Here is a 19,239-nt window from a genome sequence, read left to right on the forward strand (position 1 = left end):
ACAAGGTTAAGATTACAGGATTTCCACTCTTCTCTAGTAAGTTTTGCCACGCTAGATAATTACGGACATCTGCCCTATGAAAAACAGCAACAAATGCTATGGGAATTAGGACAAATTAAAATTGGGGTAGGAACTTTAGTAGCAACTAATGAACGAATACAACAAGCAATTGAACCGAGCGTTACTGAGTTGAGTAATTGGCTAAAACAGAAACAACCTAACATTCATGTAGATGAAACACCTTGGTCGGTTAAAGGAATCAAAGAATGGTTATGGGTAGTTGCCAATTCTGATTTCTGCCTGTTTACTGCGGCTGATACTCGCTCTAGAACTGAATTAGAAGCAATTTTAGGGACTAAATATACAGGTGTACTCAGCAGTGACGATTTTAGTGTTTACAATGGCTATCAAGCTGTTGCTCAACAGAAATGTTTGGCTCATCTACGTCGTCACTTCAAAAAATTAATTCAACTTCCAGGTCTTCACAACCAAGCTATTGGTGAAGTATTTGTTGATTTAATTGATGAAGCTTTTAGAAATTACGCCCAATGGTTTGAGACTCTTGACTGCGCCAGTTACAACCATTGGGTCAATCAATTCAAGTCCAAGTTGCAATCCTCTGTCGAGCAATGGATTAACAAGGCTTGCGCTATGGCTGGAAACCTTTTACGTTCTTTGCGCGATAAAGCAAGCCAATGGTGGTATTTCCTTGATCATCCGGAAGTTCCTCCTGATAATAATCAGGCCGAACGATCGCTGCGTTTGGCTGTGACAAAACGTAAGGTAAGTGGTGGTTCTGGTTCGATGGAGCGGTTTTGTCATACTGCCAATTTGTTGACGGTGGTTCAAACCTGTCGTCGTCAAGGTAGGAAGGCAATTGATTTTTTTGCACAAGCTCTAATTGCTGACTCTAATAATTATCAGTCTCGTCCTTCTTTGCTTCTGCAATTTTAGACCTGAATCCTTACCATGGAACAACGCCATTGTTAACTATTTTAACTCCTTCAATAATGCTGAAATCCCATTCTGTTGGGCAAACTTTGCTGAGTTTAAACCCTGAAGATTCAAACAAGTCTTTGTATTGGGCTTCAGTTCGCTCCCTTCCACCAGAGCACATGGCTAACATATTAACATCTCCAAACTTGGTCCAAGAAAACTCATTTCCAGGAGATATTATGCACTCTATGACTAGCAATCGCCCTTGTTCTTTCATGGCTTGATAACAGCACTTAAGAATGGCGATCGCCTGCTCATCATCCCAATTATGAATAACATGCTTAAGTAAATAAGCATCTCCACCTGACGGAATAGCCTCAAAAAAGCTGCCCCCTATCAGTTGACAGCGATCGCTAACAGATGCTGTTTCGGGTGAATTTTTGGTCTCATCAATCACTTCTGGGAGATCGAATAACACCCCGGTCATGGTGGGGTTAGCTTCGAGAATAGCAGCAAGAAAGCTACCTGTGCCACCACCAACGTCAACCAGCTTTGTAATTGACGAAAAATCATAAGCCGACAATTGTGGAATATGTGCCTCTTTAGCGATCGAAGCGACACCCTGATGGAAGATTTCTGCTGCAACAGGATTTTGCTTGTTGTACTGAAACAAATCCATACCATACAAATCTTCAAAGGCACTTTCCCCTGTCTGCACACTATGCATCAAATTTCCCCAGGATTTGTAGTAATGCTCCTCGCCCCGCATGATTGCCTCATTATGTATAGAGTTAGGCACATTGCTCTGCAAACAATCTGCTAGTGGAGTAAGCTCAAAACATCGCGGTTGTCTCTCAGCAAAAATTCCGAGAGCAGCAAGAGCTCGTAACACTCGATAAAGAGAATCACTGTGGGTGTTTGTTGCAGCAGCTAAAGCATCGCAGTGTTGGGAACCATCTTTGAGCAAATCAGCAATGCCAAGTTTAGCAACAACATAGATACATCGTGAAACCCAGTAGGCGTATACCCATTGTTCCACAGTCAAGGGAGATTGAAACGTGCTAGGCTTGTAGTCTAATAAAACCATGATTTTTCTTTAAATTTATTGAGTGTTGCTATTCTCAAAGCATTGCAATTGAATTTACCTTGGCTTCAAGTATTCAGTTGGGTACAATACAAAGAGATAGCTTCAATTCTGATTTTTTAACTTCCAACCTTTTAATATTCTTGCATCAAAACTACGATCGGGAATCAATTTTTTTAGCATTAAATTAAGTACTAGAAATATCTGTCCTTTAGACAAGAAATAACGTGTTTTGGGTTTACTAGCTTCCAGAGCCTCTAGAATTGCACTTGCAACTTGTTCAGGTGGCATTCCTGTGCGATTTGATGTAATCAAACCCTCGACAAAAAATTTGTAGGCATCACCATACATAGCTTTAGCTTCAGGTGACATATTGGCAAAATTTTTCTGAAAGCTTTCTTCCACTTTATCAGGGGCAGCTGAAGCAATCGAGCCTGGTTCAACCAAAATAACTTCAATTCCCCAAGGTTCTAACTCCATTCTGAGAGCGTCTGTAAATGCTCCCAATGCAAACTTGGAAGCACACAAGGCAGAGATAAATGGTAGAGAAATCTGACTGCCGACTGAGCCAATGTTGACTATCCGACCTTTGGCTTTTCGGATTAATGGTAAAAATGCCTGTGTAACTGCTATTTGCCCGAAAACATTAACTTCAAATTGCCATCTCAGGTCGTCAATTGAAACATACTCAATAGGCCCGTCCACCAATAAACCCGCATTGTTCACTAATCCAACCAATCCTCGATTGCCAACAGATTTTGAAACAATGTCGGCGGCAAATTTAATTTCTTCTGCTTTAGTAACATCCATCAAGATAGGTGTCAAACTTCCAGATTTATACTCCTGTCTCAGTGATTCAGCATCCTTCTCCTGACGAACTGTAGCAAAGACCTGATATCCTTGTTTCTCAAGTAGGCTCGCTGCTGCTCGACCTACTCCTGTCGATGTTCCTGTAATCAAAACAGCACCTTTTTCTCCCTGAACCATTTTTGTGACCCTCATAATTGGTAGGACATTTATTTATTTGCAAGATAAAAATTCAAAAAAATCATTATATTTTTTCATATAATTGTATTTATGGTATTTTTTATTTGCATTTTAGTAAAGTAATTAAACTCTTTTGCTGTTAATTTAAGTGCAATTAATATAATTAGAGTGTCTGTCAATATTATTCCATAATATATACCACTTAAACCCATTAAAATTGAGAATATTGTTACACTTGGAATAAATAAAATTAAACTTCTTAAAATAACTATTACAGCAACTATTTTCCCTTTACCTATAGATTGAAAGAGAACTACACCATAGGAAATGAATGGCATTAATGGTATCAATAAATTAAAAATACGAAAGTGAAGTAAATCATCATTAGTAAAAGTAAGGTTTGGCAACAGCAAGCCTAGAAACGTTTGTGGAAATAATTGTAGAGGCAGCCAAAATAATGTTAACAAAGCAATGACACCAATTATAAAAGTTAAATAAGCTTTTTTAAGCCTATCGTAATTTATGGCTCCATAATTTATGCCTATCACAGGTTGTAAGGCTTGCGTAAAACCATTTAAGGGAATGAATGCTAATAAAGTTAATGTCTGTGTAGCTCCGAACAAGGCTATATCATTCTGTGTTCCATAATGAGAGATGGATTGAAAAACTACAAAACTTTGAATTAAGCTCATAAATGGAGTCAGTAGTTCTGAGATTCCTACTGATAAAATATCGGGTAGTAAATCTCTTGCTAGAACCAATTTTATCGGATGAACTGGGATAGAACTTTTCCCAGAAATAAAATAGGTTAATATGAGAACACAGTAAACAAACATTGCAATAACTGTAGCGAGGGCTAATCCCCGAATTCCCCAGTGAAATATACTAATAAATATGCTATTTAAGATAATATTAATGATAAGAAAAATAGCAGCAAATATCATACATAGTTTTAGTTTACCTTCAGATTTGATCAGATGGTTAGCAGAAACCCCTATGATACAAAACACTGAACCAAGCATATAAGTCTTAAAAAATTCTGCTCCATCTGAGGCAACTTCACCACTTCCTCCCATGAATACAACTAATTTTTCACCAAAACTGTAGCCAATGATTGTCAGCGCAAAGGAGATAACAACACCCATTACTATTAAGTTGCCAAATATTTTGGACTGAGTTTTGATATCTCCAGAACCAATAGCTCGACTGAGAACAGAAGCAGAACCTACTCCAACTAAATAAGCAGAACCAGCCATAAGAGAAGTTAGTGGTAAAGCAAGAGATATACCAGCGACAGCAGTTTCACCAATCAGTCGTCCTGCAAATAAAGCATCAACAAAAGTGCTTGAGCTTAGTAGCACCGTTCCTAAAATACCAGGAGTTGATAACTTGAACATCAGTTTAATGAGATTGCCTTGGAGGATCTCATTTGTCACTTGAGATTGTTTTTGGGAAGTCATTTTTAGGTTCTTAGCTTGATGCTGTTGACTCAACTTTGACCAAACGGCTAACGCAATACTGCTTCACCGCTTTCAACTCCATTTCTTTTCCAGAGTTAAGTGTGCTGATGACCTCACCACTGGCTTCAACTCTGGCTTCATAGGCACCAGATACGCTGCCATCTGGGACAGCAAAATCAATACGAACTTCTGCCCAATCGACCTCTTGTCCTTGAGCAACTTCTTCAATAGCAAGTACTTTGCCAGTTTTCAAGTAGTCAAGCCAAGTCCAACCCAATTGTGTCCAGATTTCGCGCTCGGCAATTTGCTCAAACTTGGTTAAACCCGTCCATCCTCGGTAGAATTTATGCAAGTCTGCAACTAAACCATTTCTATTTACCAGTAAATCAAGGGTTTCAGGTTCTAAATGTCCCCACAAGCATCCTTGGGGTAAATCAACTAAGGTGGGGGCGAATTGATGACCGCCAAAGTGAGTTGTTTGCCATACTCTTAAATTTCCGTTGGCAGCAGGAGCATATTCCTTTCGTAATCGGCGATATAGGGGAGTCCCAAATCTGCCACAAGCAAGATCAACTTGAGCATGTGTGCAAACCATCAGTTCGCGAATGTGACTGGTTTGTTGCTGATACTGCTGAAATTCTGATACATTGTTGGGCTGTTGTATCAACTGTTTCAATATTGCCGTTACTAAAGTAATTGCTTGTTCCTCTGGGAGAACAAACTCTTGTTTCTCAAACTGAGAAAAGAGTTTGGCAGGACGATAGTAGTACAGCACGCGGGTAAAGCCTGGGCGAGAGTACTCGCGATCGGGAGCAATTAGCATTGGTCTGATGTTAATTCTATGCTTGACGATGACCTCTTCAAAAAAATCTATTAATGCCTTGATTGTTAGATTTTTATCAAAAATATCTTCCGGCCAAGGTTGGGGAATTTCCATAATCAACCAGTGGTCACAAGTACCTGCTGTACCAATGGGGTCTTCTCCGTTAGCTTTGGAAACCTGTGAACAAAAACGACAATCTTTGATGGGTAGTTGATCGGTCTGTTGAGTTTGCAATTTAATCGCTCCTGAAAAAAGATTGGGGCATGTTTCTTAAATCCAAGCCCTGATAATTAATCATTCATAATTCCCAAAAAATTATGCGTTCAATCAAACTAAATCTATTTCTTAATCAAGTCCTAATTTCTTTTGCAAACGACTATAAGAAAGAAGGATGAATTAGTCTAAAATCTTAGCTATGGTAGTGAATACCTGCCGTCGATTATCTTTGAATTCGCGGCGACCGTGCATAAATCTCGAATTATCGATCATAGCTAGATCGCCTGCTTGCCACGATATTTCTTGGGTAAATTTGTCGTAAAGTTTCTCAAGTTCATCGGCAACTTCCTCATGAAGCTTTGAACCATCTTCAAAAATTTCCATCCAAAACTTGCTTACAATCATCAATGGTTTCACCACCGTCAATCCATTGATTTAACATATCTAATGGCAAATGTTCAAAAGTAAATTTTAGTTTTTTCTCAACAAATAACTGTTTCAGATGTTGGCTCATTTCCTTCCATAGTTGCACACCGTCCCAAAATAGAGTTTCGCCTCCTTCTTGTGCAGGCGTTTTACAGCAAAACCAAATAACATCAGGTTGATGAGGACTAGAACCATGCTCGGTATGAGCAGGACTAGCACCCATTCCGTTATCTACTGAATTAACAAAATCAACCGAGTCAATACTTGTTTTCGTAGGATCTTTAAGGTAGCTATAACTGAATTTTTCAGAAAATTCTTTCATCAGCATGGGAGTTACCCCAAAACCTCGAAAAAGAACAACTCCAGATGACTTGAATAGCTCAAGAATTTCCGCTTTAGAAAGACGTAAAATATCTTCACAATCGTTAGTACTGTATACTATTTTTCCTGTTCCTGTTCCTAATGACTCGATTTTACTAATCATGGGTTTTATTTAGTATTTTTTGAGATTAACATTGTAATTTCTTACCGCAAGACAAACGCATCTTACGCTGAATTAGCAACGAACTGCTGTGGCTTTGTTGAGCGTGGACGTTCACCAAGCAGAATCATTTTTAAGCCACTAGCAGGGGGATAGTTAACACCTATAGCCTTGGGTTTTTCTACTCTTTTTTCATGGGCTAGTGCTAGTTGATAACGACAGAGAATTGTTGCTAAGACTAGCTTCATTTCAAAAAGTGCTAACACCTCACCCGGACAGCGGCGAGCACCACCCCCAAATGGGAGAAATTCATAGGGAGAGTATTGTCTCTCCAGAAACCGTTCTGGTTTGAATTCCTTCGGTTGTGGGTATAAGTCCTCACGCTGATGTGTCAGATAGATACAGCCTCTGGTGACTGTATCTGGACTCAATTCATAGCCCATCACCTCAATTGGTGCTTCTACCAGCCGTGGAAATGTGACTACCTGAGTCGGGTAAATTCGTAGTGCTTCATGACAGACAGCACTGAGGTAGGGTAGCGCAGCAATAGCCATAGGATCTGCGGATTGACCAAGAGTATCAAGTTCTGCTAGCAATCGATCGCGAACATCTTTTGAACGGTGAATCCAGTACAATGACCAAGTTATGGCAGTGGCTGACGCATCCTGACCACCCAGTAATAATGATGGAAACAAATCCCGTATATCCTCATCGGTCATTGGTTGACCCGTTTCATCACGGGCAAAGAGTAGTTCTGAGAGGACATCGGTGCGAGTAGGATCTACTTGCGATCGCCTTTGTGCAATTTCAGCATAGAGTAGTTTATCAAACTGTTGTTGCAGATCAAGCCAATATCCCCAAGGAGTCCAACGACCTAAATCTTTTTGCAGAAAGGGATAGGACAGAGATAACCCCAGCCAGCGAGACCGGGAAAAACTTAATAAATTGGAAAGTAGTTGCCGAAATTGTTCATAACGCTCTCCCTCAGATAAACCAAACAAAGCTTGCAGTATTACCTCTAGGGTAATTTTTTGCACAGTCGGGTAGGCAACAAAAGCTTGGCCTCGCGCCAGATCATTGATGATTTTTTCTGTCACTTGACAGATACGCTGCCCGTATAGCTGTACCCGAGTCCCATGCATGGGAGGCATCAACAACTGACGGCGATGCTTATGGCGCAAGCCATCAAGCATAAGTAACCCATTGTTTCCCACTAGAGCCGCACCGCCTTGGTTCAACTTCCCAGAAGCTTTAATCTCTTTGGCACTGGTAAAAATCTGTTTTATCCCCTGTGGGTTACTGACGATAACTAAAGGTGTAGAACCAGCCATAATAGTGAAAATATCACCATAGCGATCGCTCATAGCATCCATGAAGCCAAGGGGATCGGTCTTAAATTGACGATTCAGCAACCGGGGAGAAGTTTTTGGTCCATCTGGTAGTTTCATTAGTATTTTTAGGTAAATGTTAAAATATCGCTGTTAAACTGAACCAACAACGAATGTCTGCGACTGTCCTTGATGTTGACGCCGATCGCACATAACCATCTTCACGCCACTAGCTGGGTAACAAATCAGACCTCCAAATTTGGGACGTTCTGGACGCTTACTAACTAGCTCCAATTGATAACGTGAAAGAATAGTTGCTAATATAAGTTTCATTTCAAATAAGGCAAAAGTTCCGCCAATACAGACACGAGAACCACCGCCAAAAGGTAAAAATTCGTAGGGGGAAAATTGTTTTTCTAAAAAGCGCTCTGGCTGAAATTCTTTTCGAGCAGGGTATAAATCTTCACGTTGATGTGTCGAATAAATATTAGCAATAAGTACTGTACCGGGATTCAACTCGTAACCCATGACCTCAACAGTCGATTCTACCAACCTGGGAAATGCAAACAACTGAGTTGGGTAAATTCGCAAAGCTTCATTACAAACGGCACTTAGGTAGGGTAGTGCGACAATACTCATAGGGTCTGGATTTTCACCAAGGCTGTCGAGTTCTGATAAAAGGCGGGAGCGAACATTAGGTAAACGGTGAATCCAATATAAAGACCAAGCGATCGCAGTTCCTGAAGCATCACCAGCTGCAAATATAGGCGATAATAATAGGTCACGCACCTCTTCATTGCTTAACGGTTGACCTGTTTCATCTTTAGCAAATATCAGATCGGAAAGCATATCAGGGCGTGAAAAATTTGCTTGCGATCGTCGTTCTTCAACCTCAGTGTATAGCAATTGAAAAAGTTCTTGCCGCAGGTGAAGAAGGTATCCCTCTGGACTCCACTTACCTAAATCCCGTTGTCCAAAAATACTCCTAAGAATCTTATCTATAGGAGATTTTCCATCTCTAAGCAAAGACACAAATAAATGTTTGATTTTGTCAGAACATTCTCCTTTTTGCAAACCCATTACAACTTCTATACCCACTCGTAAGGTGATATCTTCAATTGTCGGGTATGCAACAAAAGGTTTTCCAATCACCTGCTTACTCATAATCTTTTCTGTGAGTTCACAGATACGTTGCCCACAGGCTTGCATTCGCGCTCCGTGAAAAGATTGCATTAAGAGTTTGCGTCGATTTTTGTGAACTAAGCCATCTAGTTGAAGAACTCCTTGATTTCCTGTCCCTAAGGCAAAATTTTGGTTTAATGCACCTTTAGCTGCAATTTCCTTGGTATTTGTGAAAACCTCCTTTATTCCTAAGGGATTGCTAACATAAACAATTGGTGTAGAACCAGACATTAGAGTGACAATATCACCATAACGTTTGGAAATAGCATCCATGTAACCAAAGGGGTCAGCCTCGAATTGCAGATTTAGCAACCAGAAAGGTGTTTTCGGTCCTGGGGGTACTTTCATGAATCTCTTTTACTCCCATTATTGATTGATATTACACACAGAATTATCGATACAAATTCTCAGATGTTTAGTTAATTCTTGAATATGAGGTTCAACGAAAATCGAGAAATGATCGCCAGGAACTTCAATTACTTGAATAGGTTGACTAGAATATTTACCCCAGCCTAGTAAGGGGTCCTCAGTACTCCATTCGGGATTGTCAAAGTCATGAATAATCTCGTCCTTAGCTCGAAATAGAGTGATGGATTGAGGATAAACCTGGGGAACATAATCTCGCATAGCTTGGACATGCGCTCTGAAAAGTTTGTAATAATTGAGAAAATCTTCAACTTCTGTATGGCTAAAGATAAAGTTTGCTTTTTTATTTACTAAATGAAATTGCTCATTTAGTGGTAAAACTCGAAGTTCCTCAAAAGGAATTGAAAAATCTATATTATTATTGGTTTTTATCGATTCTGCCATGCGGAGTAAGAATTTTGCATCGTCATCTTTTGTAGATTCAATACGTGTTTCTGGTACTATGTTATCGATAACAACTAACAAACCTACTGTTTGACCTTGCCTTTGCAATTGCTGCGCCATTTCAAAAGCAATTACACCGCCGTAACAATGACCGCCTAAAAAATAAGGGCCATTTGGTTGTACTTGACGAATTTCTTGGAGGTAGCGAGTTGCCGTTTCCTCGACTGAAATAATTTTAGGTAGGTCTTGCTCTAGAGTATGTTCCAAGGCATAAAATGGATAGTCCTCACCAAGCCTTCTGGACAATCCAAAGTAGTTATTAATACCTCCGCCAGCGCCGTGCATACAGAAGAAAGGTATCTTGTCACCAGAAGAGTTAATTGCTACTAAAGGAGAATTAGAACTCTCACGGGATGGCTGACTAAGAATAATCGCTAATTTTTCAATTGTTGGGTTTTCAAAAAGAGTAGATAGGGTAAGATTATGCCCAAATTTGTCCTGAACTTGAGCCATTAAGCGTACAGCTAAAAATGAGTGACCACCCAAGTCAAAGAAGTTATCTTTTACCCCGATAGGGTTAGTATTTAGGAGATTTTCCCAAAGTTTTACTAATGATAATTCTGTAAAATTACGAGGAGCAAGGAAGGATTGAGTAGTATTTGGTCGAATAACTTCATCAGTTGTCAAAAAGCGCTTATCTACTTTCCCATTAGGTGTCAGTGGGAGCGCATCCAGTACAACGAAACTAGACGGTAGCATGTAATTAGGCAATTTCTGTTGCAAATCTGGCAAGATTTCTACAGCTATATCCTGTTTCTTTGTGACAATATATGCAATCAAACGCTGATTTTCTTGAGCATCATCGCTAGCAATTACAACAGATTCTTGCACATCTGGATGTTGGGCAATAACAGTTGCAATTTCAGCCAATTCTACTCGGAATCCTCGGATTTTTACTTGTTCATCATAGCGACCAAAATATTCAAGATTACCATCTTTGAGATATCGGACTAAATCGCCTGTTTTGTAAAGTTTAGTTCCTGGAATAAAGGGATTATCAATAAATCTTTCTTGAGTTAATTCCGGACGATGCAAATATCCCCTCGCTAATCCGTCACCACCAATATAAAATTCACCAATAACTCCTACAGGTGTTGGTTGTAAATTGCGATTCAAAACATAAACCTGAGTATTATCGATAGGACGACCGATGGAGATACTGCTTGCTTGTTCTGGCAATAAACTGGTGTCATAATAAGTGGCGTTAGCGGAAGTTTCCGATGAGCCGTAAAGGTTAATTAGTTTGGCAAATGGTATCAATTCTTGAAAAGTTTGAGCTAACTTAACAGATAGTGCTTCCCCGCTAGTTATCCATAATTTCAGTTGCAATAATTTCTTGGTTAGATGACTGTAATTATCTAGAAGTAAGCGCAGTAGTGAAGGTACAAGTATAATACGGGTAATTTTGTGATGTGCTAAAGCTTCTATAAATAGCTGCGGGTCTAGTAGAGTTTCATTCTTGATAATTACTGTCGGAATTCCTTTAAGTAAAGGAGCAAAAATTTCCCACACAGAATCTACAAAGCTAATAGCTGTTTTCTGACAACAAACTTCTCCTTGGGTAAAAGGATAGGTTTTCCATAACCAGTGTAAGCCGTTTACCGTACCGCGATGTGTGCCAAGAACACCTTTAGGAGTTCCAGTTGAGCCAGAAGTATAGATAACATAGGCGAGATTATCAGATGAAGAGATGTTAATGGGATTTTCAGAACTTTCTTCAGCAATTTCCTTTTTGTGGATATCCAAGCAAACGGTTTTAGCTGAAGATAATGAGAGTTTTTCTAATATCTTTTGTTGGCTAATTAATACCGATGCTTGAGAATCAGAGAGCATAAAATTTAAACGCTCAACTGGATAACTTGGGTCAAGGGGAATGTATGCACCGCCAGCTTTGAGGATAGCTAAAATTCCCACTACCATCTCTGTAGAGCGTTCCAGACATAGAGCAACGAGAGTTTCCTTTGTTACACCCTGTTTTTGTAAATAATGTGTAAGTTGATTAACTCTATGGTTAAGTTGACGATAAGTCAGTTCCTCAGACTGGCTAATTAATGCTAAAGAGTCAGGTGTTAGTTCAACTTGCTGCTCAAATAATTGATGGAGAGATGCATCTTGAGGATAATCTGCACGAGTTTGATTAAACTTAAATAATAGTTGCTCTTGCTCAGAAGTAGTTAGTAACGATAACTGACTAAGGCGTTGCTCTGGATTAGTAACGATCTTTTCTAATAAAGTCTGGAAGTTGTTGATAAATTGGGTAATCGTTGTTGAATCAAAAATATCTGTATTGTACTCCAAATACCCTGTTAATCCCTCTTGGGATTCAGACATCGATAGGAAAATATCTAATTGAGCTGTACCGCTATCAAACTCTAAAGTACGCAAGGTTAAACCAGAAACTTCCTGCACAGACACTGGACTGTTTTGCAGGACAAACATGACTTCATAAAGTGGATTTCGACTTAAGTCTCGTTCGGGTTGCAATTCTTCTACAAGCATCTCGAAAGGTAAATCTTGATGTGCATAAGCATCAAGAGTCACCTCACGTACTCGATGTAGAAGTTGGCGAAAGCTAGGATTTGCACTGAGATTATTACGTAACACCAAAGTGTTAACAAATAAACCCAACATTCCTTCTAATTCGGCTCGGTTTCGGTTGGCAATTGGAGAACCAATTAAGATGTCTTCTTGGTCTGTGTAGCGATATAATAATATGTTAAATGCCGCCAGCAAACTCATAAATAAAGTAGCGTCTGCTTGCTGGCTTAATTGTCTCAATGCATCAGTCAGAGCTTTCGAGAATGTAAAGTATTGCTTGGCACCAGTGAAAGTAGTAACATTAGGTCGCGGACGGTCTGTGGGTAATTGTAGTACAGGTAACTCACCCTTGAGTTGTTGCTTCCAATAATTTAATTGGGTTGCGAGGAATTCACCTTGGATGCGATCGCGTTGCCAAATGGTAAAATCTGCATACTGAATGGGGAGTTCGGGTAAGGGGGAAGGTTGATTTGAAAAGAAAGCAGCGTATAGCGTTGACAGCTCGCGCAGGAACACACCACAAGACCATCCATCTGTGATAATGTGGTGCATCGTCACAAGCAAAATGTGTTCTTCTTCACTCAAGCGAAGTAAAGTTGCTCTGACTAAAAGTCCTTTACCTAAATTAAAAGGTTTTTTCGCTGACTCTGCTACAAGTTGTTTAACCTCAGACTCCCAATCTTTACCAGACAAATGCTCAAGATTAATAATGGGTAAATCCCAAGTTAATTGGGGTGCAATCTCCTGTACTGGCTCTCCATTTACAACGGGAAAAGTTGTGCGCCAAACTTCATAACGCTTGAGAATTTCATTCAGAGTTTGCTGAAGTACTGTAATATTCAGCTTTCCTTTGATATGAAAAGCGATGGGAATATTGTAGAAGGAACTGCCGTGATAAAGTTGGTCAATAAACCATAGTCTTTGTTGGGAGAAAGATAAGGGAATGTTCTCAGAAATTTGACGTTTGGGAATAGTATCAGCTTTAAATTTTCCTCCCTTCCATTTTTCTAGAAGAGCTTTTTTCGCAGGTGATAAATTAGAGTGTTGTTTATTCATTGTTAAAAGTTATCTGAAGACTCACTAACTGCAACTTTTACTTTTTTAGCTAGATAATTCTAAATAATAATTGAAGTGCCGTAACCTCATTTCTCAATAAGTAACTTCCGCGAATTGATTAACAGGACTTACGCACAGGTAACGGAAAATCGAACCACAGAGGACGCAGAGGACACCGAGGAATAAGAGTTTCAGAGAGTTCTTGCGTAAGTCCTAATTAACTCCGACTACAGCAAAAACTTTGTCATTTTACCATCGTACTAGAGATGTTTACGACAAACAAAGCAAGCACTACCTGTTCCCTCTCCAAGTTCAAAATGACTAATTTCTGTGAAGCCCACATTTTCTAAAGCTAACTGAACATCTGTTAATAAGTGATCTTTTCTTAGCCAAGTAGTGTCTGAACGCTTCCAAGTTTTGTCTACCAATTCAAACCCAGTGACTTTGATTTCCCACATCCTTTCTTCCGGTTTGTAGTAGAATAACTCAAGAAAAGCGCATTCATCATTGACATAGATATGATTAAAATATCTTTCTTCAGCAAGCTTATGCATCAATTCTATTAACGTTATCGTGAACACGAACAGACCATTGTCCTGTAGTGCTGCATATGCGTTTCGGAAGACGGTTGTCAAGTCTTCATTGTTTAGGATGAAAAGTAAAAGATCCATTGAAACAATAGCATTGAAGGTGGATGGCAACTCTAAGTTGCGTATATCACCAAAAATAAATTCACTTTCAGGTGCGTTTGTTCGGGCATAGCGCAATAGTCCTTCAGAAGCATCAAGCCCAGTCATTTGATACCCTTTAAGGTGAAGCTGTTGCACTAAATCTCCACAACCGCAACCAAGGTCGAGAATACGCGCTTCTTTAGAAAGATATGGAAACAGTATTTGCTCTAAACAAGGTATTACATCCTCCACTATAAATTGACTTTTATTTTTGAATTCGTTCTGTAAGCGAGCAATCGGATCATAATTTGGAGGATTGCTGGTTAAAGACATAAGAGGATTACTTGCTAAAGACATAAACTGTTTTTCCTGTTTCTAAGTAAAGGTTTCAAATCAATTCATTTGGGAAAGTGAGAAGAAAAGCAATGTTTTTTATCCCGCTTATAACTCGTATACAAGCTCATAAGAATTCGAGGAGTGCCTTGCCTTTTAAAGTCTCTAGAGCTCAATATCTGCACGATTAGCCAAAAGCAGTTCTACCTCTTCCTCAGATAACTCTTCAATTTTTTCCAACAGAAGTTGCTCAATCATTTCTGCCTGTTTGACTGGTATCATTGCTTCCAATAAAAGGTCGCGCAGTGGTAGCTCTACAGGAAATCTTCCTCGCAATCGAGAAACTAGTTGAGTTGCAATGAGGGAGTCTCCTCCTAACTCATAGAAGTTGTCGTAAATACCAATTTCTGCAATTCCAAGTACCTCTTGCCATATTTCCGTAATTTGTTTTTCCAACTCATTTGTCGAAGCAACATAGGAATTACTAAGGTTAGGTCTGGAGTAGCGCGAGGATGAGTCTATTTGAGAAGAAGATTTTGAATCTGGTAGAGAGTCGAGGTCAAATGTGCGCTCGCACCTAGCTTTGAGATCTACTGTCGAAACAACAACCTGAGTTCCTTTATCTAGAGAAAATATTCGTTTAAATACTTCTACAATTTCTACTGGAGTAATGGCTAATTCCACCCCAGATACTTGTTCCAGTGCTTTTTGTTCTTGGGTCGTATTGATCTGTAATTTGTCCCAATTTAGAGTGTACCACGGTAAAGAATGAGTTCGGTTGTGTCGGTTAGTAAAGGTATCTATGAAATGATTCGCTGCTGAATATAAACCTAACCCAAATCCTCCTAAAATGGAAGACAAAGAAGAAAAAACGACACAAAAATCTAATTTTATATTCTGTAAGATTTGTTCTAATAGAGTAATCTGATCATGTTGGGAGTAAAATAGGTTTTCCAATTCTATATTACCAATTTCTGGAATCGAACTAAATATATTTTCACGCTTGATTCCAGTCGAATAGATAACCCCATGAATTTGACCAATATTCTCAGGTGCAAGACTGTGGTGGATTTGTTCATAATTAGTTATATCTGAACGCACCACCAAAACTTTTGCACCTAATTCCTCTAATGCTAGTAATTTTTGGATTTTGCAACTCACTTCATCTTCTGGAGTGTGAGCTTCGAGCCATTGCGAGAAATCATCCTTTTCTGGAAAATCTAAATCCTCGATAAATATGAGTTGTGCTTGTAGAGATTTTGCTAAATATTCTGCAAGCACAACTTCAATACTTTCTAATCCACTAGGAAACAGGTAAACACCCTGTTTTCTTAACGGTGTTTTTTCTTCAACTACTGACTCTAAGCAAACTGGTTCAAATGTTTGTACCCAACGGTAGAAATCACGATAAGCAACAATCAAGTCTGAGGATAGAGCCATGAACTCGCTTAAAAGTTGGTCAATAATATTACTGTTATAATTTCCCTCTCTATCCTCAGATCCTTGGCGATTTGTTAAGGCAACATCAATACACCGACAGGTAATATTAGGATATTCTTGAGGAATAACTTTACATAAACCTAATATTGTTGCTTTTTCTGGGTCTAGTTTTTCATTACCATTGACCTCTTGAATGTTGTTCGATATAACCCAAAGTTGTAAGCGATTTTCCGTAAGAGTGCGATCGCTATTTTTGAGTTTACTAAGGCTCTGCGTTAAAAACAGCAGACTGTTGAATTCTAAATATTTTCTAGATTGACGATTTTCTGGTTTGTTGATGCTCCATAAATAAGCAATATTTTGGGGAAGTTTACCGAATAAAATTAATTTTTGAAACAAAGCATCATAGTCTTCGCATCTATATGGATTAATTGTATATACACCATCACTTAGTTTACTAAACTGCTCTCCCTGCTTAACCGTAATGATATTTTTACCTTGATTGCTCAACGCATTAATTAATTTTTCACCAACTCCCAAGTCATCAATAAAAAATAGCCACTCGTTTTGTGTAGATTCTATTTGAGCAGAGGATGAATTAGGCAGCAAAGAGCGTTTCCATGAAGGGACATAAAACCAGTTGGCAATATCTTGTTTATTATCTAATTTTACTGACTTACTATTTAAAGAAGGCGATGGGGGTTTAGCATCAATCCAGTATCTTTGTCGCTCAAAAGGATAGGTAGGCAAAGGTAAACGATGACGCTGCTCGTGAGTATAAAATCCTGACCAGTCAATCTCGACACCAGAAAGCCACAACCGACCTAATGTCTGCAACAAAAAGTTAACATCAGATTGTTGATCTTGAACATGGCGTAATGAAGTTAATACCTGTTGTTTAGCATTTTTATCTAAATGCTGTGTCGTAATCGTGCTTAAAGTTCGTCCCGGTCCCACCTCCAGAAAAACACCTTCAAACTGCTTTAACAGTAGAGATATTCCATCTGAAAATCTCACAGTTTGTCGCAAATGTTGACACCAATAATCGGGATTTGTGGCTTGTGCATCTGTAATCCAAGTACCAGTGACATTGGAAATAAAGCGAATGCGTGGTGGATTCAGTTTGACTTTTTTTACAGCCTCAATAAATGCTTCTAGTATTGGTTCCATCATTTGTGAATGAAACGCATGAGATGTATGCAACAGCCGACATTCAATTTCTTCAGAGGATAATTGATTTTGTAGTGTAGCAACTGCCTCGTTTGTACCAGACACTACGCAGGAAGATGAACTGTTAATTGCTGCTATTTCGAGAGAATTTTTATACAACGTCTCTGATTCCAACAGCGATCGCACTTCTTTTTCTGCAAGCCTGATTGCCAGCATACTTCCTGTGGGTACTTGTTGCATTAACTCTCCCCTTTTTGCCACAATCAATAGGGCATCTTCTAGGGAAAATACACCTGCAACAGTCGCGGCGACATATTCCCCGATGCTGTGACCGATCATCGCTTCTGGTTGTACTCTCCATGACATCAATAACTGAGCTAGGGCGTACTCTGTAACAAATAACGCGCTTTGGGTGAGGGCTGTTTGTTGTAGTTGCTTTGCAGCAGTTTCGGTATCTTGTTCACTGGGGTAAAGTAGGGAGCGGATATCAAGACCGAGGTGGGGTTGCAAAATCAGAGCGCAAGTATCTACATGTTTTTTAAACGTCGGTTCTACTTCATATAGTTCCCGACCCATGTTTGCATATTGTGACCCTTGTCCTGAAAACATGAAGATGACTGGCTGTTCTCTATGCTCCTGATATGCACTAAAAACCCGTTGTTGGTCTTGTGTTTCCAGAGCAATTACAGCATCTTTAATGTTCTGGCACACCAACATTTTGCGATGGTTAAAAGCTCTACGACCCACTTGTAGAGTATGAGCCACATTAGCTAGATTTATATCTGGATATTGTTTGAAATAATCAACCAGATTTGTAGCCGCAGTTTCAACCGCAGAAGTAGTTTTAGCTGATAATAAGAGTAACTGCCAAGGTCTAGAGCCATCAAAATATTTAATTTCAGGAGCTTCTTCCAGAATTATATGGGCATTAGTTCCACCAAAACCTAAGGAACTAATTCCTGCTCGGCGGGGAGTATTATTAGCTTTCCACTCGGTAAGTTTCGTATTGACGTAGAAGGGACTATTTGCAAAATCAATTTCAGGATTGGGAGCTTCAAAATTTAAGCTAGGAGGTATTTGTTTATATTTCAATGCTAAAACGGTTTTGATAAGACTCGCTACACCAGATGCTATATCTAGATGTCCGATGTTTGGTTTTACTGAACCGATGGCGCAGAAGCTATTTCTTTGTGTAAAAGCACGAAAAGCCTTGGTGAGCGCAGCAACTTCGACTGGGTCACCAGTTGCTGTTCCAGTTCCATGAGTCTCTATATAAGAAATATCATCAGCATTAATTCCAGAATTTGCCAGAGCCTCTACAACAACTTCAGCCTGACCATTTACACTAGGTGCTGTATAGCTAACTTTTAAGGAACCGTCATTATTGATTGCTGAACCTTTAATAACTGCATGAATATAATCTTTATCTGCAATAGCATCTTTTAATCTTTTTAAGATAACTATTCCAAGTCCACTGCCAAAAATAGTACCCTGTGCTTTAGCATCGAAAGCTCGACAATGACCATCAGGCGACAAAATTCCGTCTTCTTGATAGAAGTAACCTGACTTTTGTGGAACTACAATCGTCACCCCACCTGCTAAAGCAATATCACACTCTTCATCAAGTAGACTTTTGCAGGCTAAATGTACAGCAACTAATGAAGTAGAACAATAAGTTTGGATACCTACACTTGGGCCTTTTAAATTTAATTTATACGAAATATTTGTGGACAAAAAATCTTTATTCAGAGTATAGTTAGTAGAAATATTTATTAAATTAACGTTTTCATATATATTGTGAAAAAAGTAACTATTTGTACTTACACCAGCGTAAACCCCAATCAAACCTTTATAAGTTTCTGGATCATATCCAGCGTTTTCAAGAGCTGACCAGGCACATTCCATGAAGAGGCGATTTTGGGGGTCCATTACTTCAGATTCTCTAGGGCTGCAACCAAAGAACCTAGCATCAAAATACTCAATATCTTCTAGTACAGGTGCTGCTTTAACATAATTGGGGTTGTTTATAACTTCCTCTTCCAGATTTAAATCTACTAAGTCATGATTGGAGAAAAATGAAATAGACTCAACACCATTTTGAAGATTATGCCAAAAATCATCAAGGTTTTTGGCACCAGGGAACCGACCGGACATTCCCACTATTGCTATATCTAGATTTGCTGTTTGTTCTTGTTTTATTTGGGTGCTCATAATTTACTGAACCAGATAAATTAAATT

General features: G+C 39.1%; 12 protein-coding genes. 1 reads left to right on the forward strand and 11 read right to left on the reverse strand.

From position 1 onward, the window contains the following. On the forward strand, positions 1 to 954 hold a 954-nt coding region (locus tag HWQ58_RS18470), incomplete at its 5' end, for an IS66 family transposase (RefSeq protein ID WP_292865568.1). 10 nt (positions 955 to 964) lie between these two features. Here the strand turns inward: HWQ58_RS18470 and HWQ58_RS18475 are convergent. The 11 genes from HWQ58_RS18475 to HWQ58_RS18525 form a co-directional block, all read right to left on the reverse strand. After that, positions 965 to 2,023 carry a methyltransferase gene (locus HWQ58_RS18475; RefSeq protein WP_292865571.1) on the reverse strand — a complete coding sequence of 353 codons (1,059 nt, stop codon included), beginning with the start codon at positions 2,021 to 2,023 and terminating at the stop codon, positions 965 to 967. Positions 2,024 to 2,125: 102 nt separating this feature from the next. After that, the gene (locus HWQ58_RS18480) at positions 2,126 to 3,007 is read right to left on the reverse strand and encodes an SDR family oxidoreductase (protein WP_292865574.1); all 882 of its coding nucleotides are present in this window, start codon (positions 3,005 to 3,007) and stop codon (positions 2,126 to 2,128) included. 74 nt (positions 3,008 to 3,081) lie between these two features. Continuing rightward, positions 3,082 to 4,467, reverse strand: coding sequence for an MATE family efflux transporter (locus tag HWQ58_RS18485; RefSeq protein ID WP_292865577.1), 1,386 nt, complete (start codon positions 4,465 to 4,467; stop codon positions 3,082 to 3,084). A gap of 10 nt (positions 4,468 to 4,477) precedes the next feature. Beyond that, positions 4,478 to 5,524 (reverse strand): sucrase ferredoxin, encoded by a 1,047-nt coding sequence (locus HWQ58_RS18490; RefSeq protein ID WP_292865580.1) that lies wholly within the window; start codon positions 5,522 to 5,524, stop codon positions 4,478 to 4,480. A 162-nt stretch (positions 5,525 to 5,686) separates the two neighbouring features. After that, positions 5,687 to 5,890 (reverse strand): TauD/TfdA family dioxygenase, encoded by a 204-nt coding sequence (locus tag HWQ58_RS18495; protein ID WP_292865583.1) that lies wholly within the window; start codon positions 5,888 to 5,890, stop codon positions 5,687 to 5,689. After that, a complete protein-coding gene (locus tag HWQ58_RS18500; protein WP_292865586.1) occupies positions 5,877 to 6,416 on the reverse strand; it encodes a TauD/TfdA family dioxygenase in 540 nt (179 codons plus the stop codon). The genes HWQ58_RS18495 and HWQ58_RS18500 overlap by 14 nt, the downstream gene beginning before the upstream one ends. Before the next feature lie 62 nt (positions 6,417 to 6,478). Continuing rightward, on the reverse strand, positions 6,479 to 7,861 hold the full coding sequence (locus HWQ58_RS18505) for a cytochrome P450 (protein WP_292865589.1): 1,383 nt from the start codon (positions 7,859 to 7,861) through the stop codon (positions 6,479 to 6,481). 33 nt (positions 7,862 to 7,894) lie between these two features. Beyond that, positions 7,895 to 9,271, reverse strand: coding sequence for a cytochrome P450 (locus tag HWQ58_RS18510; protein WP_292865591.1), 1,377 nt, complete (start codon positions 9,269 to 9,271; stop codon positions 7,895 to 7,897). Positions 9,272 to 9,289: 18 nt separating this feature from the next. Next, positions 9,290 to 13,387 carry a non-ribosomal peptide synthetase gene (locus tag HWQ58_RS18515; RefSeq protein WP_292865594.1) on the reverse strand — a complete coding sequence of 1,366 codons (4,098 nt, stop codon included), beginning with the start codon at positions 13,385 to 13,387 and terminating at the stop codon, positions 9,290 to 9,292. A gap of 260 nt (positions 13,388 to 13,647) precedes the next feature. Continuing rightward, positions 13,648 to 14,415, reverse strand: a complete 768-nt coding sequence (locus tag HWQ58_RS18520; protein WP_292865600.1) for a class I SAM-dependent methyltransferase — start codon at positions 14,413 to 14,415, stop codon at positions 13,648 to 13,650. 141 nt (positions 14,416 to 14,556) lie between these two features. Next, entirely contained in the window at positions 14,557 to 19,212 is a 4,656-nt protein-coding gene (locus tag HWQ58_RS18525; protein WP_292865603.1) for a type I polyketide synthase, read from the reverse strand. Between the last annotated feature and the right edge of the window lie 27 nt (positions 19,213 to 19,239).

Origin of the sequence: Nostoc sp. LPT, assembly GCF_017115165.1 — a bacterium.
Classification (GTDB): domain Bacteria; phylum Cyanobacteriota; class Cyanobacteriia; order Cyanobacteriales; family Nostocaceae; genus Nostoc.